This window comes from Mesocryomonas fontinalis (genome assembly GCF_055730125.2).
Map to the genome: position 1 here is coordinate 350709 of NZ_JBUZWG020000003.1, position 23571 is coordinate 374279.

Sequence of the window (23571 nt, forward strand, 5' to 3'; positions counted from 1 at the left end):
TGGAGTCCGATACCCCATAGAGACAAAGCGGCTTCCTTGCCTCATCGCTGGAGGAAGACGCTCTACCGGCTGATGACGATCGACGTGTTGCGCGGTCCCGCCTGCTCGACCATCGCGTAGAGCTTGGCGGCGTTGCGCGGATGCAGCCGGATGCAGCCGTGCGAGGCCGGGCTGCCGAGCCGCCGGACCGAGCCGGTGCCATGAATGGCATAGCCGCCGCGGAAGAAGATCGAAAACGGCATCGGCGAGTTGTGGTATTTCTTCGAGTACCACATCCGGTGAAGCCGGGTCGGCCGGTAGCTGCCTGTCGGCGTCGTGTAGCCATTGCCCGCCGTCGAGACCTGCCACCGGTCGACAACCGCGCCGTTGCGCGTGACCGTCATCGTCTGCGCCGAAATGTCGATCCTCGCGATGATCAGCGGGTTGGCCCCCGCCATCGATCCCGGCGCCAGAAGCGCGAATGCCGCCAGGATGCATGCCCTCAGACGTTTCATCGTGCCTCCCGGAGCCCTCGGTCGCCTTCCCCAGCGCCGCCGGGACAGCCTGGCGTTGCAGCGATGGGAGGACGCGGATTGCTCATTGCATCTTTAATGGCGGTGTTAGTCAACCATCGGGTCCATCGCCGGCCAACGAACTCTTTCTCCGGCGAAGGCTGCGCGCCAGCCCGGCATGAAAGAAGCTGAGGAAGCGCGCGGGCCATCAGCCTAAATCTTTACCTTCAGCTTATAGATTGCCTGCCGATGCAACGATCGAACGAATGATGCTGATCACCGTAAGACGATATTGGGCGACGATCGCGGGCGGCATGGTTTTTGCGGCCGTCGTGGTCTTCGGCGTGCTCTCTATTGGCGGCGGCACGATCGGCAGCCTTGTCGAATTGGAGATGAAGGCCAAGGGACAGAGGTTCGCCGAGCTGTTGATGTCGGATGAGGGCAATCTCGATGCCTTCCTCACCGGCATCTCGCGCGACCCGGACGCGGAAACGAAGATCCGCACGGTGGCCAACCTTGCCGACATCGACAGCTTCGCGATCTTCGACCGTTCCGGGCAGGAAATCTTCCGGACCCGGTCCGAACGCTACAAATGGCTGCTGCGGGATCGTGCGGGCGGCATCAGCACCGGCGACCGTCTGGCCGATCCTGTCCTGCAGCGCTCCGGCGACTGGCAGATCGTCTACGATGACGGGCAGACCAATCCGTCGGTCCTGACACCGCTGCAGCGCGGCGGGACGACGATCGGCTATCTCTCGGTCGTCGCCGACATGATCGACGATCGTTCCAATTATACGACGACGCTCACCGACGCGTCGCTCGCCATGCTGCTTCTGCTGCTGACTGCGACAGGCATCCCCTCGCTCATCTACTTCCGCCGCCACCGCAAGATCATCCAGGCCGATGACCGCATCGCCTTTCTGGCCAACCACGACGCACTGACGCATCTCTACAACCGGACGCGGATGCAGGAGGAGACCGAGCGGGTCCTGTCGACCGCGCGGGCGACGCGCGAGCACATGGCGTTCCTGTTCATCGACATCGACGGGCTGGCCGATATCAACGACGGGCTCGGACAGGCACAAGGCGATGAACTGCTGAAAGTCGTCGCCAGCCGGCTGAAGTCCGTCGTCGACCGGATCGACCTTCTCGCGCGGATCGGCGCCGACGACTTCGTTCTCTTGCGGCGGCGGATCGTCAGCGCCGAGGACGTCGCCGATCTGGCCCGCAAGATCAAGCTGGCGGTGGCAGAGCCGATCGAGCTGAACGGTCAGATCATTCGGCCGAGCATCTCGATCGGCGTCGCCATGATGCCCGCCGACGGGCGCAATTTCGGCGACCTGACCAAGCACGCCGAGCTTGCCTTGCTGCACCACAAGACCGCACAGACGGGCGACTTCACGCTGTTCGAGCCGCACATGGACGAGGACGTGCACCGTCGCCGGCAGATCGAGGCGATGGTCCGCGAGGCTGTTGCGAACGATGGGTTCGAGCTCTTCTACCAGCCGATCGTCAGCGGGCGCGGCGCCGCACTGCTGGGATTCGAGGCCCTGCTGCGGATGCCGGATCCGGCCGGGGGCTATATTTCACCGTCGGTCTTCGTGCCGATCGCCGAGAGCCGCGGCTTCATCAAGGAAATCGGCACCTGGGTGATCCGCAAGGCGGCGCAACAGATCGCGCTCTGGCCCGAACACCTCTTCGTCTCGGTCAACCTCTCCGCCGTGCAGTTCCGCGACGGCGACCTCGTCGGCATCATCGACGATGCGCTGAAGGCAGCCGGCGTCGACGGCCGGCGGATGGAGATCGAGGTCGTCGAATCCTTGCTGCTCGAGCGCTCGGACGACATCCTGAAGCAGCTGAAGGAACTGAAGGCGCTCGGCGTTTCCATCGACATGGACGATTTCGGAACCGGCTACTCCTCGCTCGGCTACCTCTGGCGCTTCCCCTTCGACAAGCTGAAGATCGACCAGTCCTTCATGGTCGCCTTCGAGTCCGGCGAACTCAACGTGCGCGCCATCCTCGGCACCATCGTCTCGCTGGCCCATCACATGCAGATGAAGGTCACCGCAGAGGGCGTGGAGACGGAGGCGCAGGTCGCGCTGCTGGACGAACTCGGCTGCGACCAGATCCAGGGCTACTACTACGGCAAGCCGATGCCGGCCGATCGCGTCGCGGCGGAACTCCTCAGCCAGTACAAGACGCGCGCCGTCGAGGATATCGCCGCCGGGCGCCCAAATGCCCCGGCGCCATCGCTGACCGCCGGGCTCTAAGCACAAGGGCACACCGCGCCGACTAGCCGGACGCAGCGCGCGACGCGACCATCCGCGCCACGCATCAACGTATTCCGCAGGGATCATAGCGCGCATGTGCTGCAGCGTATGGCGCCGGAGGGCGTCATGCGTGTCTGCAGCAGCTGCAGCGTCGCTCCGCCAGTTCGGTCCACCGCCGCAAACGGAAAAGCCGCGTCGCTCTATGGGCGACGCGGCTTTTCTATCGGGCGACACGACTGGAGGTCATCGGCGTCGTCCGCCCCGGTACGCGGTACCAGTTCCGGGGCTTGGGCGACGCCGTCGCGCCCCTCTTATGGGCCTGCACTCGTTACCGTGGCGCTAACGGCCGGACGGCGATGATGGCTTTCCAATGGCCGATTTGCGCCGCAGGACGGCGCGGGATGACCGCCTGTCCGGTCGAAAAGCCCATCTCCTGTGGATGAGGAGGACAATCCTGACGCTATACGACCAGATGGCGTACAGTCGTGATCGGTAATGGTTGCCGGATGGCGATCGCGCCATAGGTTGAGCCCCTCGCCGCCGACCGAAAAAAGCGTTTGGAATCATTTCAACAACGCGCTAGCCTTGATTGCAGCTAAATTGCGGCAGTCTCCGCGCGTTCCGCCCTCCCTCGGAAGCCACCATCTATTAACGGATGGGGTTTCGATGACCTTCGCTGTGCATCGATTACTGTTTCACGACTTGCAAAGGGTACGATATGAATAAGCTGCTCGCCTCGACCATTCTGGCTGCTGCCCTCTTCGGCGGCGCTGGCACCGCCTCCGCGCAGGAGAGCTGCGGCAAGATCACGATTTCGCTAATGAACTGGGCTTCCGCCGAGGTGCTCGCCGCGATCGACCAGTTCATTCTTGAGAAGGGCTATGGCTGCGACGCCGAGCAGGTTCCGGGCGACACCATGCCGACCTTCTCGTCGATGACCGAAAAGGGCCAGCCCGACGTCGCGCCGGAAATGTGGGTCAACCAGTTCCGCGACCAGATCGACGCCGCGGTCAAGGAAGGCCGGGTCGTCTACGGCGCCGAGGCGCTGACCGATGGCGGCGTCGAGGGCTGGTGGGTCCCGACCTATTTCGCTAAGGCACACCCCGAGATCAAGACGATCCAGGACGCGATGGCGCATCCCGAGCTGTTCCCCTCGGCCGAGGATCCGTCCAAGGGCGCCGTCATCAACTGCCCGTCTGGTTGGGGCTGCCAGGTGACGACGACCCAGTTCTACAAGGCCTATGAGGGCGACAAGAAGGGCTTCACGCTGGTCGACACCGGCTCGGGCGCCGGCCTCGACGGCTCGATCGCCAAGGCCTACGAGGGCCAGAAGCCCTGGCTCGGCTACTACTGGGCCCCCACCGCCATTCTCGGCAAGTACGACATGACCCAGCTAGGCTTCGACACCAAGTTCGACGAGGCCGAATGGAAGCGCTGCACTTCCGTCGCCGACTGCCCGGACCCGAAGGTCAACGCGTGGACGAAAAGCGAGGTCTTCACCATGCTGACGCCCGCCGTCGCCAAGCAGTCGACGGGCGCCGCCGAATACCTGAAGACGCGCGGCTGGAGCAACGACGTCGTCAACAAGCTGCTGGCCTGGAAGGAAGCGAACCAGGCGAACGGCGAGGATACAGCCGCCCATTTCCTGGAGACGCAGCCCGAGATCTGGTCGAAATGGGTCCCGGCCGACGTTGCCGAAAAGGTCAAGGCCGCCCTCTAGAGCGCCGAAGTTCTTCTTAGCGCGGAAGTTCAGCCCTCCGGCCGAAGCCGCTTCCCATGATGGGAGGACGGCACCCGGCCGGAGGGCCCTCCCCGGCCTCTTCCCAAAATCGGGGGATTGTGGCGGGGAGGGTCGGAGCAATCCACGACGCGCGAAGGCACGCACTGCGCCGTGAGACCGCTGCCTGTAAAAGCCTTCGAACTGGTGCAGCTGGATTTACGCACCGCGGATCCAGACATTTCGCGACCTGGGTACGCACCGAGCTGACGGACACCCAACTGGCGCCGGCTTTGACCCGGCGCCCTATCTCGGCCTCGCGGCTCGCCGCGCGGCCGCCTTTCCCTCCGAAAACAGAGGTAAGCCCTTGACGGAGTTTCTGCCCAACTGGCTCGTCGAATTCCCCGAGATCAAGCGCAGCGTGCTGCGCGAGGCGACCCGGAGCATCGATCTCGGCTACAAGGCCTTCTCGCGGACCTGGGGGGACTCGATCGAAGCCCTCTTCCGACCGCTGCTGGACTTCCTGCTCTGGTTCGAGAGCCTGCTGCTGTCGACGCCCTGGTGGATCGTCCTCGCCGCCCTCACCGCCATCGTCTGGCTCGCCAGCCGCTCGACTGCGATCACCGTCGGCACCGTGGTCGCCATGTTCCTCATCGGCCTGTTCGGCATGTGGGAGGACACGATGCGCACGCTCTCGATCATCATCGTCTGCACGCTGCTGTCGATCGTCATCGGCCTGCCGATCGGCATCGCGATGTCGCGCTCCGACCGGGTGCAGGCCATCCTCTCGCCGATCCTCGACGTGATGCAGACGATGCCCTCCTTCGTCTACCTCATCCCGATCGTCATGCTGCTGGGCATCGGCCTCATCCCCGGCCTGATCGTCGTGGTGATCTACGCCATGCCGCCGATCATCCGGCTGACCAATCTCGGCATCCGCCTGGTCGACAAGGAGGTGATGGAAGCCGCCGATGCCTTCGGCTCCTCCAGCTGGCAGCGGCTTGTCGGGGTGCAGCTGCCGCTGTCGCTGCCGACGATCATGGCCGGCATCAACCAGACCATCATGATGGCGCTGGCAATGGTCGTCGTCGCCTCGCTGATCGGCGTGCGCGGCCTCGGACAGCCGGTGCTGCAGGCGATCACCAACCAGTATTTCGCGCAAGGGGTGATGAACGGCCTCGCGATCGTCGCCATCGCCATCATCTTCGACCGCGCCAGCCAGGCCTATGGCAAACGGCTGCAGCGCCACCGGGAGATCGCCCATGGATGACGTCGCCATCCGCATCCGCTCGCTCTACAAGCTCTTCGGCGCCAACGACAAGCGGCTGGTCGAAGAGGTGAAGGCCGGCATGAGCAAGACCGAGCTGATGCAGAAGCACCAGCACGTGCTCGGCCTCAAAGACATCAACATCGACATGCCGAAAGGCGGGATCCAGGTGGTGATGGGCCTGTCCGGCTCCGGCAAGTCGACGCTGATCCGCCACATCAACCGGCTGATCGAGCCGACCTCGGGCGAGATCGTCATCGGTGGCGAGGACGTACTGGCGATGCCGCCCAAACGGTTGCAGGATTTCCGGCGCCACAAGATCTCGATGGTGTTCCAGCGCTTCGCGCTGCTTCCGCACAAGACGATCCTCGACAACGTCACCTACGGCCTCGCCATTCAGGGCGTCTCGGCGACGAAGCAGAAAGCCGCCGCGGCCCGCTGGATCGACCGCGTCGGACTTTCGGGCTACGAGAGCCGCTATCCCGCGGCGCTGTCCGGCGGCATGCAGCAACGCGTCGGCCTCGCCCGCGCGCTGGCGACAGACGCCGACATCCTCTTGATGGACGAGGCCTTCTCGGCGCTCGATCCGCTGATCCGCGGCGACATGCAGTCGGTTCTACTTGGCCTGCAGGAGGAACTGCAGAAGACCATCGTCTTCATCACCCATGATCTCGACGAGGCGCTCCGGCTGGGAGACCGCATCGCCATCCTGCGCGATGGCGAGATCGTCCAGCAAGGCACCGGCGAAGAGATCGTGCTGCATCCGGCCGACGACTACATCACCTCCTTCGTCCGCGAGGTGAACCGCGGCCGGGTCATCGAGGTGCAGACCATCATGCAGGCCAGCAACGGCGCAGCGCCAACCGGACCGGCGGTCCGCGAGGGCACGATCATCGAGGAGGCCGCCCGGCTGATGAACGACAGCGGCAGCGATACGGCCCATGTCGTCTGCGCGAAGGGCAGCCTGCTGGGCGGGCTGACGATCCGCGGGATCATGGCGGCGATGGTCAACCCGTCGGCGCCCGGCCCGCATCACCCGCATTGACGGGCTCACGCTTTCGCGGATTCTACACTGACCGGAAGCCTAAATTTCCGAGGCTCACGGGTCGCAAGAGAACTCAATCATTCGACCACAAACGAAAAAGGCCCGACTTGCGTCGGGCCTTTTTCGTTCAGCTTGAAGCTGGGTTTAGCGCGCGATGTCGTTCGCTGCTGCGCCGGTCGCGTCAACCGTGTTTCCAACGTCGCGACCGACACCGCGGACGGTGTTCGCGCAAGCGGACATGGTGAGCGCGGCGGCAAGAATGACGGCGACGGCGGCAAGACGGTTGGACATGGGGACGCTCTCCATTGAAACGATGCGGCAGAAAAACGGCAAGCTCACGGCTTGGTTCCTCCAGCGTTACGATTTGTTAGCTGAACTGTCATGCGCTATCGTTCGCCAGTCGAAATAAACTTTCGAGCTGTAGAACGCGGCTGGCATCCACACGTTGACATGCCAGCAAGCCAGTCCGAGGACACAGCGGCATGACCCATGGCATTTCCAAGACAAACGCCGAGATCGCGACGCTGGTTGCGGCATCGCCCTTTGTCATTGCGACCCGGCTGACGGACATGTGGTGGTCGGCAGGCCAGCCGACGGCGAAGTCCAACCGCGAGGCGACCCAGATGGTCACCGAAAAGTTCGCAGCGATGGGCGAGAGCGCGTTGGCCATGCAGATGGCGATGGCGACCATTGTCCTGGAGACCGCGACATCGGCGATGACCGGGATCGTGCGCCGCAACGAGGACGACGCCGACACTGTTCTTGCCGCCGGACTGAAGCCTTATGCGAAGCGGGCCAAGGCCAACCACGCCCGCCTGAGCCGCCTGCCGAAGCGCTGAGGGACGGCTGCCGGACTGCTCAGGCAAACGGCAGACTGATCAATGATTTAGCGTGCACTGCAGCAAAGTGCGGCAGTTTAGAAACCTTCGTAATTGACTTGAAAGCGACGCCGGAAACGCGCAATTTGACGCGGCGGCACTTGGCCGCCTGTCGAGACAAAATGCTCCAGGTTCCCGTGCGCATTCCTCCAGAGAAACAGCTGAAACGCAGCCTGGTTTTCCTGCTCGTTCCCAACTTTTCGATGATTGCCTTCGCGACGGCGATCGAGCCCTTGCGGATTGCCAACCGCCTGCTCGGTCACGAGGCCTATCGATGGCGGCTGGCCTCGCCGACGGGCAAATCGATCTTTGCGTCGAACGGAGTGGAAATCTCCGTCGGCGGTTCGGTGGAAGAAGAACGGCGGGCGCTCCTGAACGACCGCAAGCCGTCCATGGTCTTCGTCTGCTCCGGCGTGTTCGTCGAGGATTTCTGCGACAAGGCCAGCTTCGCCTATCTCCGCGAGACGCATCAGCGTGGCATCTCCGTCGGCGGCCTCTGCACCGGCGCCTGGATCCTCGCCCGCGCCGGCCTCCTCGCCGAACGCCGATGCGCCATCCACTGGGAGAACCTGCCAGGGTTCTCGGAAGCGTTTCCGCGGGCCGACGTGCATGCCGACCTGTTCGAGATCGACCACAACATCTTTACCTGCGCCGGCGGCACGGCGGCGCTCGACATGATGCTGGCGCTGATCGGCGAGGACCACGGCGACGACCTCGTCAACCGGGTCTGCGAGCAGGCGCTGACCGACAGGGTGCGCGCCAGCCATGACCGGCAGCGGCTGCCGCTGCGGGCCCGACTCGGCGTGCAGCATTCGAAGGTCCTGGCGATCATCGAGATCATGGAGGCCAATCTCGGCGAGCCGCTGTCGCTGGTCGAGATTTCCCGCCGTATCTCGCTGTCGCGCCGTCAGGTCGAACGGCTGTTCGACAAGGAGATGGGCCGCTCCCCAGCGCGCTATTACCTCGAGATCCGGCTCGACCGGGCGCGTCACCTGCTGCTGCAGTCGGCCTTGCCGATCGTCGAGATCGCCGTCGCCTCTGGTTTCGTCTCGGCGTCGCACTTCTCGAAATGCTACCGCGAACTCTATGGCCGCTCACCCCAGCAGGAGCGTGCCGCCCGGGCGGCGGTCAATTCGGCTGTGCCGGCGCACGCCTGACCGGCCCTGGCGGGGCGCTCCCCGGTTCCACCTTCCTTCTGCGAGGCGCTGATCAGCGGTCGTCGAAGCTGCGCTGCTGTCGCTGGTCCCATTGCCGTTCGCCGGCGAGACAGTCGGCGCCTTTCCGGTCATCGACGGGAACGACGAGGCGCTTCGGAGGCGACGGCGGCGGTGGCCAGCCGCCGGCAAGTTCCAGCACCAGCTTTCGGCGGAGCGCATCCGGAAACTGCGACCAGTCATTGACCGGGATGACGAACCCGCCGGGACCGTCGATGACGCAGTCGGCATAGTAGCGGTCGAGATCGGGGATCGACCCCCACGACCCCGCGCCATCGGCTTTCGTCATCAGCGGCAGGCCGTTGATGGTGATCCCCCGGGCAGCTGCGGCATCGCGGGAGGCGGTGACGGCGCGGCCCTGGTTGTTCGGCCCGTCTCCGGAAACGTCGATCACCCGGCGAATGCCGGCAAAGCCGTTGCCGTCGAACAGGCCGGCGGAGAAATCGATCGCTGCGGCGATGGAGGTCCGCCGCTCGCGCATCGGCTCATCATTGGCAAGGCGATAGGCGAAGCCATCGGCGGTAGCCTTGGAATCAACCAGCATCCACGGCACGACGACGGCCTGCGAGAATGCGCCGGCCCACTCGACATAGGTGACCGCGACCTTGCCATGGCCGCCCTCGAGGATGGCGCGCTGCACCTCCGGACTGCGGAAGGCGGCGACATAGCCATCGCGCTGAAGGCGCTGCTCGTAGAGGTCCATCGACCAGGACACATCGACCGCGAGCACCAGTTCGACATCGACGGGTGTTTCGCTGAGGGTATCAGCCGCCGTGGCCGGCACCGCGCACATCCCGCCCAGCAAGATGACGAGAATAAACCTGCAAAGCCCTGGGCCGGCACGTTTGCGCATGGTGCGAGCGTCGCCGTGATGCGCCGCGCCGACAACTCACAACTCCGTCAATGAAATGAAACTGCGTAGTACCCCCCCTTCGCGGCCGCCGCCGGGCCTCGATGTACCGGTGTCGACAGGAACAACCGGCACTGAGGACATCATTCGGTCGGATCGTCGCCTGTCTACCGAGATCAAGCCGTTCGGACACGACTTCCTTAACCCTCTGAAAGCATTGTCGGTCGGACGCACCCACCGCAGGATAGATCCGTTGGCGCAGTTCTCTACCGCCGAGCTTCCCTCGCCGCGATCGCGCCTTGGCTCGCCGCTGCTCTGGCTTGGCCTCGCCTGCCTTGTCCTGATCGGCCTGCTGACGATCAGCCTGACATTGCCGATCGGCCCGTTCTACTGGGACCTCTTCATCTACTTCGACGCGGCGAACCGGATCTTCTCCGGTCAGATCCCGGCGATCGATTTCTTCACGCCGGTAGGGCCGCTCGGCTACTACCTGTTCGCCGGCCTCATCAAGCTGTTTCCCGAGGCGCAACCGCTGCTCTTGGCGCAATGGTCGCTGCTGCTGGTCTCGGTGCCGCTGATGGCGCTGGTGCTCCACGACGTCGACCGGCGCTCGAGAAAAACTGCCCTCGCCCTGCTGATCCCTTTCCTCGCCTTCTCGGTCCTGCCGTTCAACGTCGAGGAATACTACGCCTATCCCGGCGTCGATGGCTTTGGCATCTACAATCGCCAGGTCTGCCAACTGCTCTATGTGCTCGCAGCCGCCCTCGTCTTCACCCAGCGAAAGGCGTCCATGGCCGTGGTGATGGCCGGGACGGTGCTGGCGTTGTTTCTGGTGAAGGTGACGGGCGTCATCGCCGCGCTCGGCCTCTGCGCCTTCGCCCTCGCCGCGGGCCGGATTGCCCTGCGCACGGCGGTGATCTCAGCGCTCATCTGCCTTGCCGGTCTGGCAGTGCTGGAGCTCGGTTTCGGGCTCGTCTCCGCCTATCTCGGCGACATCCTGCAGCTCCTCGCCAAGAACGAGGGCAGCCTGTTGCCGCGTTTCCTGCAGGCGGCCTCGATCCATTTCATCGCCTTCGCGCCGCTGGTGGCGCTGACCGCTGTGCTGGCCTGGCGCGATCGCGAAGCCTTGCTTGCCGCGACCCGGGCGCTCATCGGGCGACCACGCCCCGCCACGCTCGCCGCCCTCCTCGACCACGACGCCGCCTGGCTTGGCGTCGCGGTGCTTGCCGGTCTGTTCGTCGAGACGCAGAACACCGGGGGCCAGGCCTTCATCTTCGTCTGGCCGATGCTGCTCGCCCTTCTCCTGCGGGCGGATCGTCCGAAGGCGCGCTATCGCATGCTGGTGCTCGGCCTCGTCGCCGCCTCGACGCTGCCGACGGCGCTCGACATCCTGCAGCGCAGCGCACGCGCCTTTATCGGACAGGCCAAGTATGAGGTGCTCGACCACCAGCATCTCCAGACGCTCGGCGCCGTGTCGCAGCGGCCGGAAATGCTGCAGCGCTCGTCGACGATGCTCGATGCCTACCGGCGTTTTCCCGAGACCTGGAACTTCATCGCGGACGCGGGCGAACTGCCGGGCTTTGCGCTCTACACCGAGCCGGACTTCCAGATCACCTGGCTGAGGGCGGTCGACGAAGCGGTCGGCGCGGTGAAGGCCTATGAGGCGGCGAACGGCGTCCGCTTCGAGACCGTGATGAGCCTCAATTTCGTCAATCCCTTCCCCTGGCTGCTCGACCGAACCGCCCCGCGGCACATCGCCATCGGCGCCGACCCGTTCCGCGCGGTGCCGGATCCCGATGGCGCGGTGCTCGGCTCGGTCGCGGGGACCGACCTCGTGCTCTATCCGCTCTGCCCGGTGACGAACGCCAACCAGCTGCTCTTGAAGCTCTATGCGCCGGGGCTGACGGGCCATCGCCAGATCCGGCTGTCGCCTTGCTGGGACGCCTATGTCCGCGGCGGGCTGCTCCCGCCACGCTGACCCCAAGCAAGAACGAGGTCCCGAAACGCAGAAGGCCGGACGACATGTCCGGCCTTCTGCGTTTGTGACTGCCGGCTCAGCTCATCTGCGCCTTGATGAAGTCCTTGACGATCGAGACGATGCCGCGGTCGAGGAGGTCGTCGAGCGCGTCGCAGAACTGGTCGACGTTCTCCGTCGTGCAGATCAGCGGCGGCTCCAGCCGGATGACGTTGCGGTTGTACTCGGTGAAGGCGACGAGGACGTCGTAGTCGCGCAGCATCAGCGCGCCGATGAAGCCGGACAGCGAGCCCTTCAGCTTGTCGTCGAGGATCGCTACCACCGGCCGCAAAGCCATCGGCAGCGTGCGCGAAAAGTCGTGGAACTCGATGCCGACCATCAGGCCGCGACCGCGGACCTCCTTGATCAGGCTCGGATAGCGCTGGCGGATGACCTGCAGGCGCTTGATGAGGTAGTCGCCGACCTCGGCGGAATTGCCGATCAGGTCCTCGTCGTAGAGCGTGTTCAGCGCCTCGATGGCGGTGACGCAGCCCTCGCCGATGCCGCCGAAGGTCGCGGCGGCGTGGATCATCGCGGTCTTCGGCGTGCCATAGGCCTTCATGTAGACCTCGCGCCGGGCGATCATCGCCGCCATCGCCGCCTTGCCGCCGCCGAAACTCTTGGCGAGCGCGGTGACGTCGGGGATCACGCCGTGGTGCTCGAAAGCGTAGAAGCGCCCGGTACGCCCGTAGCCGCACTGGACCTCGTCGGCGACCCACATCACCTTGTGCTTGTCGCAGAGTGCGCGCACGCCGTGCCAGTAGTCGGTGGTGGCCTCGATGATGCCGCCGCCGCCCTGCACAGTCTCCAGCACCACGACGCCGATGTCTGGATCGCTGGCGACGCAGGCCGTCAGCGCCTCGAGATCGCCGAAAGGCACCTTGTAGCGGTTGTCGACCAGCTTGAACTCGCCCTGGTAGAGCGGGCTGTCGGTGATCGAGAGCACGCCCTTGGTCTTGCCGTGGAAGGAATTCTCGGCGTGGACGATCTTGCAGTTCTTGCGGCCAGACGCGCGCTCGGCGACCTTGATCGCCGCCTCCATCGCTTCCGAGCCGGACGAGCCGAGGAACACCATGTCGAGATCGCCGGGGCTGACCGAGGCGAGGTTCTTCGACAGCGCCGCGGCATATTGCGACAGGAAGGCGATGGCGATCTCGTGCCGCTTCTCGTCCTGGAACTGCTGGCGAGCGGCAAGTATCCGCGGGTGGTTGTGGCCGAAGGCGAGCGAGCCGAAGCCGCCGAAGAAGTCGAGGATCTTCCGGCCGTTCTGGTCGATGTAGTACATGCCCTCGGCACGCTCGATTTTCACCTTGTGGAAGCCGAGCAGCTTCATGAAGTGGAACTGGCCGGGGTTGATGTGGTCCTTGAAGAGGTCGGCCATGGTGCCGATGTCGAGCGCTTTGGCATCGGCGACGGTGAGCATCGGCGGCTTGGCGGGCCCGCGGCGCACGGGCGCCTCCGCGGCCATGGCGAGGCTAGACGGCATGAGCGTCGGGGCAGGCACCGAGGGACGATCGAGCATGGTCACTCTCCTTATTCCGCGGCTTCGGCGAAGGCAGGGGCGGATCTGCCCTCCTTCTTCGCCCGATATTCGCTGTAGGCGGCGATCAGCATGTCCTCGTCGCGGTACTGCGGCACCCAGCCGAGCTGCCGGGCCCCCTTGCCGACGTCGAGCACGCAGTTCTCGTCGGCGATCAGGTACTGCTCGGGGTCCATCAGCGGCATGTTGAGGAGATCGAGGAAATCGAGCGTCTTCTTCACCGCCCAGGCCGGCGTCGGCAGAAGGATCGATTTCGAGCCGGCATGCCGCACGAGATCGCCGAGAAGCTTCTTCACCGGCGGCGGGTTGAGCGAGCCGAGATTGTACGCCTCGTTCGGCGTCCCCGCCTTCCAGGCGAGGCGCGCGGCCTCCGCGCAGTCGAACACCGAGATGAACTGATAGGGGTTCCGCCCCGAGCCGATCATCGGCACCGGAAGGTTCGCATCGATGAGCTTGAACAGCTTCTCCAGAATGCCGAGACGCCCAGGTCCGATGATCAGCCGTGGCCTGAACAGCGCGATGTCGAGACCGCGCTGGCGCCATTCGACGGCGAGCTCCTCGGTCCGCCATTTCGACAGGCCGTATTCGCCGAGCGGCTCGACCGGATGCTCCTCGGTCATCGGGAAAACCTTGGTGTGGCCGTAGATCATGTCGGTGGTGAAGTGGACAAGCTTCGTTGCCCCCGCCGCATCCATCGCCTCCATGATGTGCTGCGTGCCGGTGTAGTTCACCGGAAAGAAGAAGTCGTGGCGCTTGGCGCGGACCTGGATCGGCGACAGCATCTTGGCCGACAGGTTGTAGACCTGGTCGCCCGGCTGCATCGGGACGGCGCGCACCGCTGCGGGATCGGTCACGTCCGCGTGGATGTAACGCACCTTGGCGTAATGCGGCAGGTCGCTGCGCACGATGTCGGCGACCACCACCTCCTCGCCGTCCGCGACCAGCTTCTCCGCAAGATGGCGACCGACGAAGCCGTCGCCGCCGAAGATCACATGCTTCATGGTTTCAGCTCCGGGTTCGACAAAGTGGCGTCGTCGGTCTCTCCATGCACCGTGGTGCCGCCTTGGGCGATCAGGACGGTGCCGACGCAGATCAGCGCGATCCCGCCGATGCGCAGGGCGTTGAGATTCTCGTGGAAGAGGAAATAGGCGATGACGGCGACAACGACATAGGCCAGCGACAGGAAGGGATAGGCGAAGGAGAGCTCGACCTTCGACAGGACGAAGAGGTGCGAGGCCATTGAGATGACGAAGATGCAGAGGCCGATGAAGACGAACGGGCTGAAGACGATCTGCAAGAGTTTCAGCAGAGGGTTCGTGCCGGCAAAGCTCAGCGTGCCCAGCTGCATCATGCCGTATTTCAGCGAGACCTGCGCCGCGGCGTTGGTCAGCACCGTGAAGAGGATGAAGGGGATGTACTTCGTCATTCGGCCCTCGTCTTGGCGGTCGCATCCTGGCGGTCGCGCCGGCGATGTCGGTCCCTTCCGCTAGGACCGGTGGTGTCTCGTCGGAGGATCAAATCCCTCCACCGGGACCATTTGCTTTCTTCGGCTTATCAGGCCCGGGAGTCCGGGAGGTTAAACCGCTTGCCTCCCCCGTCCGGCGGGGAACGGCAATCCGTCGGCACGGTGAAGAAACTCCTACCGACGCCGGCATGTCGTCTTGTCTACCCCGTAGCGCCGAGACGCCCTGCCGTCCGCCGCCAGAAGTCCGAGATGATCGCCGGGTCGCGCTGCGCCTCGAGGGCGCGCCAGCCCGGAAACGATGCGGCGAAAGTCTCTGCCGACATGCGGGCATCCTTGTAGGGATTGACGCGCCCGCCGGCTGCGATGGTCAACCGGTCGAGGTCGGCCATCAGTCTCAGCGTCCTGTCGCCGAGGTGAGGGAAGTCGAGCGTCAGCGTGTAGCCAGGCATTGGAAACGACAGGAGACCGGGACTCGCCAGATCCCCAAAACGCTTCAGCACTGTCAGGAACGAGCCTTGGCCGTGCGCACGGGCGCAGGACAGCAAGGCGCGCACCACCGCCTCGGCATCGCCATAGGGAACGAAGCTCTGGTGCTGGAACAGCCCTTTCGGACCGTACAGCCGGTTCCAGCGGCCGACCCGGTCGAGCGGGTAGAAGAAGCTGTCAAACCGGACTTCGCTGCGGCTCGTCCCGGCCGGAGCCTTGCGGTAGACGAGTTCGTTGAAGGCCTTCAGCGCCAGACCGCGCAAGGGGCTGATCGGCGGCGTCAGCGGCACGGTGGCGATGGGCGGGCGCGCAACGCCGTCCTGCGCGCCGGTCTCGGCATGATCGCCGGCGAGAAGATGGCCGCGCCCGAAAGCCGCGCCGCGGCTCATCGTGTCGATCCAGGCGACGGCATATTCGTGTCGGTCGTCGGCCGCCTCGGCGATCTCGAAATAGTCGGTGAGGCCGCCGAACCGCGTGGTCGTCTGCGCGATGGTCAGCGACGGCACGCGCATCAACTGGATCGTCGCGGTGGTGATCAGCCCGGTCAGCCCCATGCCGCCGATCGTGGCGGCGAACAGTGCGGGCTCGCTCTCGGCGCCACAGTCGAGCTGCCCGCGGTCGGAGCGCTGCAGCTGCAGCCGCCGTACCCAGCGCCCGAAGGTGCCGCGGCGATGGTGGTTCTTGCCGTGCACGTCGTTGGCGATGGCGCCGCCGAGCGTCACGAACTGCGTGCCGGGCGTCACCGGCAGGAACCAGCCATGCGGCGCGGCGTGTCGCGTGATCTCCGACAGGAGGATGCCGGCCTCGGCCTCGATCTGCCCGCTCGCCGGATCGAAGGCGAGCACGGCATTGCGCCGGCGGCTGTCGATCAGCGTGCCGGCATCGTTGAAGCAGCTGTCGCCATAGGAGCGGCCGTTGCCGTAGGGCAGAAGGCTGCCGGCCCCGCCCTGCAATGGAGTGCCCTTCTCCGCTGCGACGGCGGCGCGGCCACGATCGGCGAAAACTCTGCCCCAGCTCGCGTAATCAGACATAGGCGGCGGCGACGAACATCACCGCGCCGGCGGCGATCATGATCTGGCTGCGCCAGTCTCGCAGGATGAACACCACGGGATCCTCGTGCATCTCGTTGCGCCGGGCGAGGATCCAGATGCGGACGATGATGTAGAGCACCAGCGGGCAGAGCGGCCAGAGCATCCAGGGCAGCGCGTAGAGCTCGCGGATCTCGACCGAGTCGATGTAGAGCGCGAGCACCATCACCGAGGCGAAGCCCGACGCCATGCCGGCCTGCGCCAGCGTGTCGAGATCGACGTCGCGATAGCCGCGGCCGGTGGTGGCCCGGTCGGCCCCGGCCCCGAAAGCCAGCAGCTCGGTAAACCTCTTCACCAGCGCCAGCGACAGGAAGAAGAACACCGAGAACGCCATCAGCCAGAACGAGCCGTCGACATTGGCGGCCGTCGAGCCGGCGACGATCCGCACGGTGTAGAGCGTCGCGAGCGTGATCACGTCGATCAGCAGCATGCGCTTCAGGGCGAAAGAGTAGAGCGTGGTGAGGACGACGTAGGCAAACAGCACCAGCTGGAACAACGGATTGAGCGTGAGGGAAAGCAGCACCGAGGCCGCCATCAGGCCGAGCCCCAGCAGCAGTCCGGCCGGGATCGGCACCGCACCGGCGGCGAAGGGGCGGTTCCGCTTGGTCTTGTGCCGCCGGTCGGAGGCGAGGTCGAGCAGGTCGTTGAGAATGTAGACCGCCGACGCCGCGAACGAAAAGCTGAAGAAGGCGGTGACGCCCTCGATCATCATCGTGAGGTCGAAATACTCGTGCGTCAGCACCAGCGGCACGAAGACCAGGAGGTTCTTGGTCCACTGGTGCGGGCGCATGGCCTTCACGCAGTGGCCGGCGAGGCCGCTGTCGTCGCCGGCGATGAGCCTTGCGCCGGTGTTCTTCTGCCAGGCCGCCGCCGCCCGGTCGGGCGCCACCACCACCGGCTCTTCGGCGGCCTCGAGCAGGCAGATGTCGTCGCGCGAATTGCCGATATAGCCGAAGCCGTCGATGTCGCCCTCGGCGCGGATGCGCGCGAGCTTGCGCTCGGCGGACAGGTTGACCGCCGCGTCGCTCGACAGCACGGCGTCGAAGATCCCGAGGTGCTCGGCCACCGCCTCGGCCAGCCGCTCGTTGGCGGCAGTCGCCAGCACCACCCGGTGGCCGGCATCCCGGGCCTCGGTGATGGCGGCGAGAACCTCGGGCCGATAGGGCAGCTGGCTGGCGTCGAAGTCGATGCGCCGGGCGATCTCGGCCTTGAGGAAGGCCTTGCCCTTGAGGAGCCAGAACGGCAGCTGCAGGAGCGCTGCCGGCTGCTGGCGCGCCAGCGTGAAGAGGGTCTCCCACAACAGGTCGCTCTTGATCAGCGTGCCGTCGAGATCGACGTAGATCGACCGGCGTGTCATCAGGCGCGCGTCCATCCCAGTGCCTCCCCCAGCAAGCCGTCGGGCGAACCCTGATCGACGCCGCGCAGCCTGCACCCGCACCGGTTGAACCGAGATGAAGGCCGGTTGAAACCCCGTCAATACAGCGGGATGGTGAAGGAAGTCATAAGCCTTTGGGACGAACGCCACGCCCGCGGGGCCCGGCGCCATGCCGCGAGGCGCTTCGCCGGCCCACGCGCCAAAGCGCTCGCTCAGATCACGCCGCGGGTGGCGAGATCGGCGAGCGCTTGGGCGTCGAGCCCCAGCCAGTCGGCGAGGACGGCTTGCGTATCGGCCCCCAGCGCCGGCGGCGCCGCGTCGTAGCGCACCGGCGTCTCCGACAGGCGCAGCGGGCTGGCAACCAGCGACACGCTGCCGGCCTCGGCATGCGCCATGTCGACCCGCAAGCCCCGCTCGACGACGTGCGGGTCTGCGAACACGTCGGCGATCGTGTTCACCGGGCCGCAGGGCACGCCCACCGCCTCGCAGGCGGCGACCCAGCGGCGGGTCGGGCCGGTCGCCGTCACCGCGGCGATCATCGGCACCAGCTGGGCACGGTGACCCACCCGCTGGCGGTTGCTGGCAAAGCGCGGATCGCTCGCCCATTCCGGATGGCCGAGGATGGCGGCGAGCCGGGCGAACTGGCCGTCATTGCCGACGGCGACGATCAACGCCCCGTCCTCGGTCGGAAAGCTCTGATAGGGCACGATGTTGGGATGGGCGTTGCCGAGCCGGACCGGCGAGACGCCGGTGGCGAGATAGTTCATCGTCTGGTTGGCAAGGCTCGCCACCTGCGCGTCGAGCAGCGAGATGTCGAGGTGCTGGCCCTCGCCGGTCCGGTGCCGGGCATTGACGGCGGCGAGGATCCCGATCGAGGCGTAGAGGCCGGTGACGATGTCGGTGATGGCGACGCCGACCTTCTGCGGCTCGCCGCCGGGGCTGCCGTCCGGCGCGCCGGTGATGCTCATCAGCCCGCCCATCGCCTGGATCAGGAAGTCGTAGCCCGCCCGCTCGGCATACGGGCCGGTCTGGCCGAAACCGGTGATCGAGCAGTAGATCAGCCGCGGGTTGACGGCGCGCAGCGCCTCGTAGTCGAGGCCGTACTGCCGGAGGCCGCCGACCTTGAAGTTCTCGATCAGGATGTCCGCCTCGGCCGCCAGCCGGCGAATCAATGCCTGGCCCTCGGGGGCGGCGATGTCGACGGTGACGGATTTCTTGTTGCGGTTGGCGCAGAGATAATAGGCGGCGACCCCGGTCTCCTCGCCCGCGGCGTTGCGGACGTAAGGCGGGCCCCAGCTGCGGGTGTCGTCGCCGACGCCCGGCCGCTCGATCTTGATCACCTCGGCGCCGAGGTCGCCGAGCGTTTGCCCGACCCAGGGGCCGGCAAGAATCCGCGACATGTCGAGCACCCGCAAGCCCGCCAACGCCCCGACGGGCCCCGTCTCGCTGGTCGCCATGCCCCGTCTCCCTTGCTGCCATACCGCCTTGCCGGACGCCGGACGCCGGACGCCACCGGCCACTGGCCACCCGCCCGTCGACGGCTATCTGCCGCCACCCCCAGCGTCAACGCCGGGACGGGCGCGGGGCGCCTCCGCCGGCAAAAACCGGGCCCGGGGCGAAAAATTCGGTCTATCTCCGCCTTGCGGGTGGACAGGACCAAACAGCTTGGCTATAGAGCCCCTCGTCGGCATCGAGATGCCGGCAGCGCCTCGCGCGTTGATGGGTGTGTAGCTCAGTTGGTAGAGCAGCTGACTCTTAATCAGCGGGTCCACAGTTCGAACCTGTGCACACCCACCATCACAATCAAAGGCTGACAAGCCGAACGATTCCCCACCGCTGATATTTTTGATGCCGACGGCATGGCCGGCCCGTCTGGCCGGGACGCCTGTGATCGCGCCTCTGTGCATCAACTGCGGTGGTGGCAGAGCAACTCCCCTCTCCTTGCACCGAACTAACGCTGCCGGCCCTTGCCCCGGCCGCGCGAAATCCCGCGCGTCGATCCCGCCGCAGCCGACATCCCCCCACAGGGCGGCGTCAGAACGTGCCGCCGATGACCTTCACCTCCATGCCGATGCCGACATGGCGCAGCGCCGCCTGCAGGAGGCCGAGCTCGGAGTTTCGGTCGACGGCGAGCAGCCGGTCGACCCGGTCCTCGGGCGCATACATCATCTGCGCCAGCCGCTCGCGCGAGATCCCCTTCTCCCGCATGCCGATGTAGAGGGCGCCCTTCAGGTAGAGCAGCGGCGGGACCTCCAGGAAATTGTCCGTCGGAGAGCCACTCAGGGGAATCGGCAGCGGTTCATTGTCCTTGATGCGCGCGGCGATCGTCGTCTGCAGCGCCTTGGCCGCATTCTTGAACGCCTTGGCGCGGATGCTGCCGAAGGACGCCGCCTCCGGAAAGGCCGGGATGGTCAGCAGCCAGGTGCCGTTCGTGTCGCGCCGGCCGACGACGTCGTAATAGCGCATCAGGCGGTTATCCCGAGGTCCGCCTTCACCTTTTCGACGAACAGGTGCCCGACCTCGATGTCCTGGTCATGCCCCGGCCAGATGGTTTTGCGCTGCCCGTAGCGGATCACCAGGTGATCGTTCAGCGGCAGCTTGGCGTCGAAGGTGCATCCGGCCGTCCGAAGGACCGCGAAAAAGCCGCCGATGGTCATCCGTGATCCCCTCCCTCTTGCTTTATTGATAAGCCTAGCTTTTCATATCGGTAGTAAGCAAGCCTTTAAAAGCGGCATTCTGAAATCATTCATCAGGCTTTACAATACTTTCCTATGTGAATCATCCAGTCGTGGCAAAGTAGTAATGTGATCTGTAGCTAGCCATGAAATGTATATCTTAAAATCTCCCTAAGTGCTCCTTGATTACTCCGTATGCCGCGTGCATACCTACCGCTGCGTCATCCTTGGTTATCAATGGGTAACAAGATCCCAAGATGAAAGGTGCGCGGTGTGCACACCCGCACCTAATGTAACGAATGGCTCCAGGAGAGATAAACCATGGCTAGCACCACCTATACCGGCGCAGCGTCCGCCACGACGGCGTATAGTTCGGCTGATGTCTACACGCTGAACATCTCGCCTGCCTCGATCACGAACTTCTCGCAGTCCGGCGCGAACGTCGTCATCCAGACCGGCGCGACCGCGCTCACCATCACCGGCGTGACGCTGGCAGCGCTGGCCACCACCAATTTTGCCCTGCAGGGCGGCGGCGCGGTCACCCTCGGTGACGGCCTGGTGGCCACCGGCAACGACGACAACGGCAATCCGATCACCGGATCGGCCTTCGCCGACATCCTGCTCGGCCTCGGCGGCTCGGACACGATCGACGGCGGCCTCGGCAACAACCTGATCTTCGGCGGCGCGGGCTTCACCGATACGGTCGACGCGGGCGACAGCATCACCGCCAGCAGCGGCAACGACACGATCTACGGCAATGCCGGCAACGACACGATCACCTCCGGCACCGGCTCGGATGTCATCTATGGCGGCCTCGGCAGTGACACCATCACCGTGACCCCGAACCTCGGCCAGACCACGACCGTCTACGGCGGCGGCGCCGTCAGCGACGCCATCGACACCGGCGTCGACACCATCACGGTCGGCGCCAGCGGCGCCAACGTCGCCGGCTCGGCGGTGATCTACGCCAATGCCGGCAACGACGTCGTCAACGTCTTCTCAGGCGGCAACAACTCGGTTTATGGCGGCCTCGGCAACGACTCGATCACCATCGGTTCCGCCCTGACTCTCGCAAGCGGCAACAACTTCGTCGCCGGCGGCACGGGTGATACCGACACGATCAGCATCTTCGGCAACGGCAACAACACCGTCTTCGGCGGCACCGGCCTCACCGACACCACCGATCTCGCCGACAGCATCACCATCAACGGCAACGGCGCCAACCTCGTCTACGGCAATGCCGGCGGCGACACGATCACTGTCTCGGGCACCGGCAACAGCACGATCTACGGCGGCCTCGGCAACGACACCGTCTCGGTCAATGGCGGCAATAACCAGATCTTCGGCGGCTCGGCCGATACCGACACGATCAACGTCAATGGCGACGGCAACAACACCGTCTACGGCGGCACCGGCATCACCGACACCACCGACCTTGCCGACATCATCGTCGTCCAGGGCACCGGCAACAACGTCGTCTACGGCAATGCCGGCGATGATCAGATCACGCTGTTCGGCTTCGGTGCCGGCAACAATCTCGGCAACAACTCGATCTACGGCGGTCTCGGTGCCGACAACATCAGCGTCAACGGCGGCAATGCGGCTGGCCCGAACGGCACGCTTGCGGCCTCGACCCTCTTCATCCAGGGCGGCACCGACAGCGACGTCATCAACCTTACCAACTACGCGGCCGGCGCCAAGGCGACCGTCATCGGCGGCAACGCCATCAACGATGCGGCAGACTCCGCCGACACCATCCGCGGCGGCGCCAGCGACGACGTGATCTACGGCAATGGCGGTGCAGACGTCATCACCTCGGGTAACGGCACCGACAGCATCTTCGGCGGCGTCGGAGTCGATCGTATCCTCATCGACGGCACCGGCAACAAGACCATCAGCGGCAACGAGACTGGCGAACAGATCATCGTCAACGCGACATCGACCTTTACGGCAGCGCTGAGCGGCTCGGACGTTGTGGTGACGGACGGTAACGCCCGCACCATCACCTTCTCCGGCGCCCAGAACAGCATCGTCAACATCGGCGTCCAGAATCTCCTGACGGCCGACAATTTCGTCTCTAACACCGGCGTTGTGGCGACCAATCTCTTCCTCGCCAACTTCGGCGCGACCGGCACGACCCTGACAGGCCTTACCCTCGCCGACACGATCTATGGCGGCACGGGTGCCGACACGATCATTGGTGGCGGCGGCAATGATCAGATCTTCGCCGGTGGCGGCAATGACTCGATCAATGTTTCGGCCTTGGCCGGGACGACGGCAATTCTTGCAGGAGACGGAAACGACACGATCTCGTTCGGCGCCTTCCTCGACGCGACAGACGCAATCAATGGTGGCGATGGGGCAGATGTCATCAACGTAACCGGCGATGCAAACCTGACGCTGGTTACCAACGTCGAGGTGCTCAATGTTACCTCTGCTGCGGCAACGGTTATCACCCTTGGCGGCGACAACCTCCTGGTGGCGGGTCAGTCACTGACACTGAACGCAGGCGCAGGCGGCACTACCTTCGACGGCGGTGCCGAGGGACAAGGCACATTCAATCTGGTCGGCGGCGCGGGGACAGACTTACTCTCGGGTGGCGGCGCCGCGGATACCATCAGCGGCGGCGACGGCGGTGATACGCTTGTCGGCAATGCGGGTGCTGATAGCATTACTGGCGGCAACGGCACTGATATCATCACTGGCGGCGCTGGAAACGACATAATCAACCTGACGGAGACCGTAGCTGTCGCCGACACTGTTATCTTCAGCACTGCAGCAACGAATGGAGCAGACGTTATCAGCGGGTTTTCCGCAGCCCTAGATATTTCGAAGGTCAGCGGGCTCGGCACCTTAGTTGGCAGCACCACTGGTGGTATCGACTCCGCAAACGCAGCCTCCGGAGGCGGCGTTTCTACAGCAGCCTATGAAGTCATTCGGGTGTCCGACAACGCTGCAATTGACTTCAGCGACGCCTTGGCGAAAATTTCCGCCGCAGTAAGCGTTGCTGGAGACGCGACGGCAGGAAATGCAAATACTGTGATATTGATTGACAATGGCATCGATACCCGCATGTACTACTTTAGTGACAATGCTACCAATAACACCACAATCGAGGCAGCCGAGATTACGCTTGTTGGAACATTTACAAGCGCCTCGGATGCAACGGCATTTACTAACTTCTCTTAAGAATTAG

Annotated in this window: 19 protein-coding genes and 1 tRNA gene; 9 read left to right on the forward strand and 11 right to left on the reverse strand. The window is 65.0% G+C overall.

All coding sequences use genetic code 11. The features are described from left to right. Nucleotides 1–62: 62 nt before the first annotated feature. The gene (locus ACZL02_RS09720; RefSeq protein ID WP_472937231.1) at nucleotides 63–494 is read right to left on the reverse strand and encodes a L,D-transpeptidase; all 432 of its coding nucleotides are present in this window, start codon (nucleotides 492–494) and stop codon (nucleotides 63–65) included. A gap of 263 nt (nucleotides 495–757) precedes the next feature. Between ACZL02_RS09720 and ACZL02_RS09725 the strand changes: the two genes are divergently transcribed. The 4 genes from ACZL02_RS09725 (at nucleotide 758) to ACZL02_RS09740 (ending at nucleotide 6790) form a co-directional block, all read left to right on the forward strand. Then, nucleotides 758–2761 carry a putative bifunctional diguanylate cyclase/phosphodiesterase gene (locus ACZL02_RS09725; protein WP_472937230.1) on the forward strand — a complete coding sequence of 668 codons (2004 nt, stop codon included), beginning with the start codon at nucleotides 758–760 and terminating at the stop codon, nucleotides 2759–2761. Nucleotides 2762–3479: 718 nt separating this feature from the next. Then, nucleotides 3480–4481, forward strand: coding sequence for an ABC transporter substrate-binding protein (locus ACZL02_RS09730; RefSeq protein ID WP_472937229.1), 1002 nt, complete (start codon nucleotides 3480–3482; stop codon nucleotides 4479–4481). 364 nt (nucleotides 4482–4845) lie between these two features. After that, nucleotides 4846–5748 (forward strand): ABC transporter permease, encoded by a 903-nt coding sequence (locus ACZL02_RS09735; RefSeq protein ID WP_472937228.1) that lies wholly within the window; start codon nucleotides 4846–4848, stop codon nucleotides 5746–5748. After that, nucleotides 5741–6790: a quaternary amine ABC transporter ATP-binding protein gene (locus ACZL02_RS09740; protein ID WP_472937227.1), complete on the forward strand. Its 1050-nt coding sequence runs from the start codon at nucleotides 5741–5743 to the stop codon at nucleotides 6788–6790. Before ACZL02_RS09735 ends, ACZL02_RS09740 begins: the two co-directional genes overlap by 8 nt. Before the next feature lie 144 nt (nucleotides 6791–6934). Here the strand turns inward: ACZL02_RS09740 and ACZL02_RS09745 are convergent, their stop codons facing one another. Further along, nucleotides 6935–7081 (reverse strand): entericidin domain-containing protein, encoded by a 147-nt coding sequence (locus ACZL02_RS09745; protein ID WP_472934116.1) that lies wholly within the window; start codon nucleotides 7079–7081, stop codon nucleotides 6935–6937. 191 nt (nucleotides 7082–7272) lie between these two features. On the opposite strand from ACZL02_RS09745, the gene ACZL02_RS09750 reads away from it, so the two are divergent. Both ACZL02_RS09750 and ACZL02_RS09755 read left to right on the forward strand, forming a co-directional pair. After that, the gene (locus tag ACZL02_RS09750) at nucleotides 7273–7629 is read left to right on the forward strand and encodes a hypothetical protein (RefSeq protein WP_472937226.1); all 357 of its coding nucleotides are present in this window, start codon (nucleotides 7273–7275) and stop codon (nucleotides 7627–7629) included. Between the two features lie 161 nt (nucleotides 7630–7790). Continuing rightward, nucleotides 7791–8825, forward strand: a complete 1035-nt coding sequence (locus ACZL02_RS09755; protein WP_472937225.1) for a GlxA family transcriptional regulator — start codon at nucleotides 7791–7793, stop codon at nucleotides 8823–8825. Between the two features lie 52 nt (nucleotides 8826–8877). Here ACZL02_RS09755 and ACZL02_RS09760 read toward each other — a convergent pair whose 3' ends face one another. After that, the gene (locus ACZL02_RS09760; protein ID WP_472937224.1) at nucleotides 8878–9675 is read right to left on the reverse strand and encodes a DUF1194 domain-containing protein; all 798 of its coding nucleotides are present in this window, start codon (nucleotides 9673–9675) and stop codon (nucleotides 8878–8880) included. Nucleotides 9676–9985: 310 nt separating this feature from the next. Between ACZL02_RS09760 and ACZL02_RS09765 the strand changes: the two genes are divergently transcribed. Continuing rightward, the gene (locus tag ACZL02_RS09765; RefSeq protein ID WP_472937223.1) at nucleotides 9986–11710 is read left to right on the forward strand and encodes a hypothetical protein; all 1725 of its coding nucleotides are present in this window, start codon (nucleotides 9986–9988) and stop codon (nucleotides 11708–11710) included. A gap of 76 nt (nucleotides 11711–11786) precedes the next feature. Here the strand turns inward: ACZL02_RS09765 and ACZL02_RS09770 are convergent, their stop codons facing one another. The 6 genes from ACZL02_RS09770 to ACZL02_RS09795 form a co-directional block, all read right to left on the reverse strand. Continuing rightward, entirely contained in the window at nucleotides 11787–13232 is a 1446-nt protein-coding gene (locus ACZL02_RS09770) for an aspartate aminotransferase family protein (protein ID WP_472938115.1), read from the reverse strand. Nucleotides 13233–13279: 47 nt separating this feature from the next. Beyond that, entirely contained in the window at nucleotides 13280–14287 is a 1008-nt protein-coding gene (locus ACZL02_RS09775; RefSeq protein WP_472937222.1) for an NAD-dependent epimerase/dehydratase family protein, read from the reverse strand. Then, nucleotides 14284–14712 (reverse strand): DMT family transporter, encoded by a 429-nt coding sequence (locus tag ACZL02_RS09780; RefSeq protein ID WP_472937221.1) that lies wholly within the window; start codon nucleotides 14710–14712, stop codon nucleotides 14284–14286. The genes ACZL02_RS09775 and ACZL02_RS09780 overlap by 4 nt, the downstream gene beginning before the upstream one ends. Nucleotides 14713–14951: 239 nt before the next feature. Continuing rightward, nucleotides 14952–16268, reverse strand: coding sequence for an FAD-binding oxidoreductase (locus ACZL02_RS09785; protein ID WP_472937220.1), 1317 nt, complete (start codon nucleotides 16266–16268; stop codon nucleotides 14952–14954). Further along, entirely contained in the window at nucleotides 16261–17697 is a 1437-nt protein-coding gene (locus ACZL02_RS09790) for a UbiA family prenyltransferase (RefSeq protein ID WP_472937219.1), read from the reverse strand. The genes ACZL02_RS09785 and ACZL02_RS09790 overlap by 8 nt, the downstream gene beginning before the upstream one ends. 215 nt (nucleotides 17698–17912) lie before the next feature. After that, nucleotides 17913–19157 carry a CaiB/BaiF CoA transferase family protein gene (locus ACZL02_RS09795; RefSeq protein ID WP_472937218.1) on the reverse strand — a complete coding sequence of 415 codons (1245 nt, stop codon included), beginning with the start codon at nucleotides 19155–19157 and terminating at the stop codon, nucleotides 17913–17915. Between the two features lie 264 nt (nucleotides 19158–19421). Between ACZL02_RS09795 and ACZL02_RS09800 the strand changes: the two genes are divergently transcribed. Continuing rightward, nucleotides 19422–19497 (forward strand) — tRNA-Lys (locus ACZL02_RS09800). A 237-nt stretch (nucleotides 19498–19734) separates the two neighbouring features. Here ACZL02_RS09800 and ACZL02_RS09805 read toward each other — a convergent pair. Both ACZL02_RS09805 and ACZL02_RS09810 read right to left on the reverse strand, forming a co-directional pair. Next, a complete protein-coding gene (locus tag ACZL02_RS09805; RefSeq protein ID WP_472937217.1) occupies nucleotides 19735–20166 on the reverse strand; it encodes a hypothetical protein in 432 nt (143 codons plus the stop codon). Beyond that, a complete protein-coding gene (locus ACZL02_RS09810; RefSeq protein WP_472937216.1) occupies nucleotides 20166–20357 on the reverse strand; it encodes a type II toxin-antitoxin system HicA family toxin in 192 nt (63 codons plus the stop codon). The genes ACZL02_RS09805 and ACZL02_RS09810 overlap by 1 nt, the downstream gene beginning before the upstream one ends. Nucleotides 20358–20696: 339 nt before the next feature. On the opposite strand from ACZL02_RS09810, the gene ACZL02_RS09815 reads away from it, so the two are divergent. Continuing rightward, nucleotides 20697–23564: a beta strand repeat-containing protein gene (locus ACZL02_RS09815; protein ID WP_472937215.1), complete on the forward strand. Its 2868-nt coding sequence runs from the start codon at nucleotides 20697–20699 to the stop codon at nucleotides 23562–23564. Nucleotides 23565–23571 lie beyond the last annotated feature (7 nt).

Coding starts and splice junctions, on each gene's coding strand:
- ACZL02_RS09720 (WP_472937231.1), bottom strand. CDS start 494: ATGAAACGTCTGAGGGCATGCATCCTGGCGGCATTCGCGCTTCTGGCG.
- ACZL02_RS09725 (WP_472937230.1), top strand. CDS start 758: ATGATGCTGATCACCGTAAGACGATATTGGGCGACGATCGCGGGCGGC.
- ACZL02_RS09730 (WP_472937229.1), top strand. CDS start 3,480: ATGAATAAGCTGCTCGCCTCGACCATTCTGGCTGCTGCCCTCTTCGGC.
- ACZL02_RS09740 (WP_472937227.1), top strand. CDS start 5,741: ATGGATGACGTCGCCATCCGCATCCGCTCGCTCTACAAGCTCTTCGGC.
- ACZL02_RS09745 (WP_472934116.1), bottom strand. CDS start 7,081: ATGTCCAACCGTCTTGCCGCCGTCGCCGTCATTCTTGCCGCCGCGCTC.
- ACZL02_RS09750 (WP_472937226.1), top strand. CDS start 7,273: ATGACCCATGGCATTTCCAAGACAAACGCCGAGATCGCGACGCTGGTT.
- ACZL02_RS09755 (WP_472937225.1), top strand. CDS start 7,791: ATGCTCCAGGTTCCCGTGCGCATTCCTCCAGAGAAACAGCTGAAACGC.
- ACZL02_RS09760 (WP_472937224.1), bottom strand. CDS start 9,675: ATGTGCGCGGTGCCGGCCACGGCGGCTGATACCCTCAGCGAAACACCC.
- ACZL02_RS09770 (WP_472938115.1), bottom strand. CDS start 13,232: ATGCCGTCTAGCCTCGCCATGGCCGCGGAGGCGCCCGTGCGCCGCGGG.
- ACZL02_RS09775 (WP_472937222.1), bottom strand. CDS start 14,287: ATGAAGCATGTGATCTTCGGCGGCGACGGCTTCGTCGGTCGCCATCTT.
- ACZL02_RS09780 (WP_472937221.1), bottom strand. CDS start 14,712: ATGACGAAGTACATCCCCTTCATCCTCTTCACGGTGCTGACCAACGCC.
- ACZL02_RS09785 (WP_472937220.1), bottom strand. CDS start 16,268: ATGTCTGATTACGCGAGCTGGGGCAGAGTTTTCGCCGATCGTGGCCGC.
- ACZL02_RS09790 (WP_472937219.1), bottom strand. CDS start 17,697: ATGGACGCGCGCCTGATGACACGCCGGTCGATCTACGTCGATCTCGAC.
- ACZL02_RS09795 (WP_472937218.1), bottom strand. CDS start 19,157: ATGGCGACCAGCGAGACGGGGCCCGTCGGGGCGTTGGCGGGCTTGCGG.
- ACZL02_RS09805 (WP_472937217.1), bottom strand. CDS start 20,166: ATGCGCTATTACGACGTCGTCGGCCGGCGCGACACGAACGGCACCTGG.
- ACZL02_RS09810 (WP_472937216.1), bottom strand. CDS start 20,357: ATGACCATCGGCGGCTTTTTCGCGGTCCTTCGGACGGCCGGATGCACC.
- ACZL02_RS09815 (WP_472937215.1), top strand. CDS start 20,697: ATGGCTAGCACCACCTATACCGGCGCAGCGTCCGCCACGACGGCGTAT.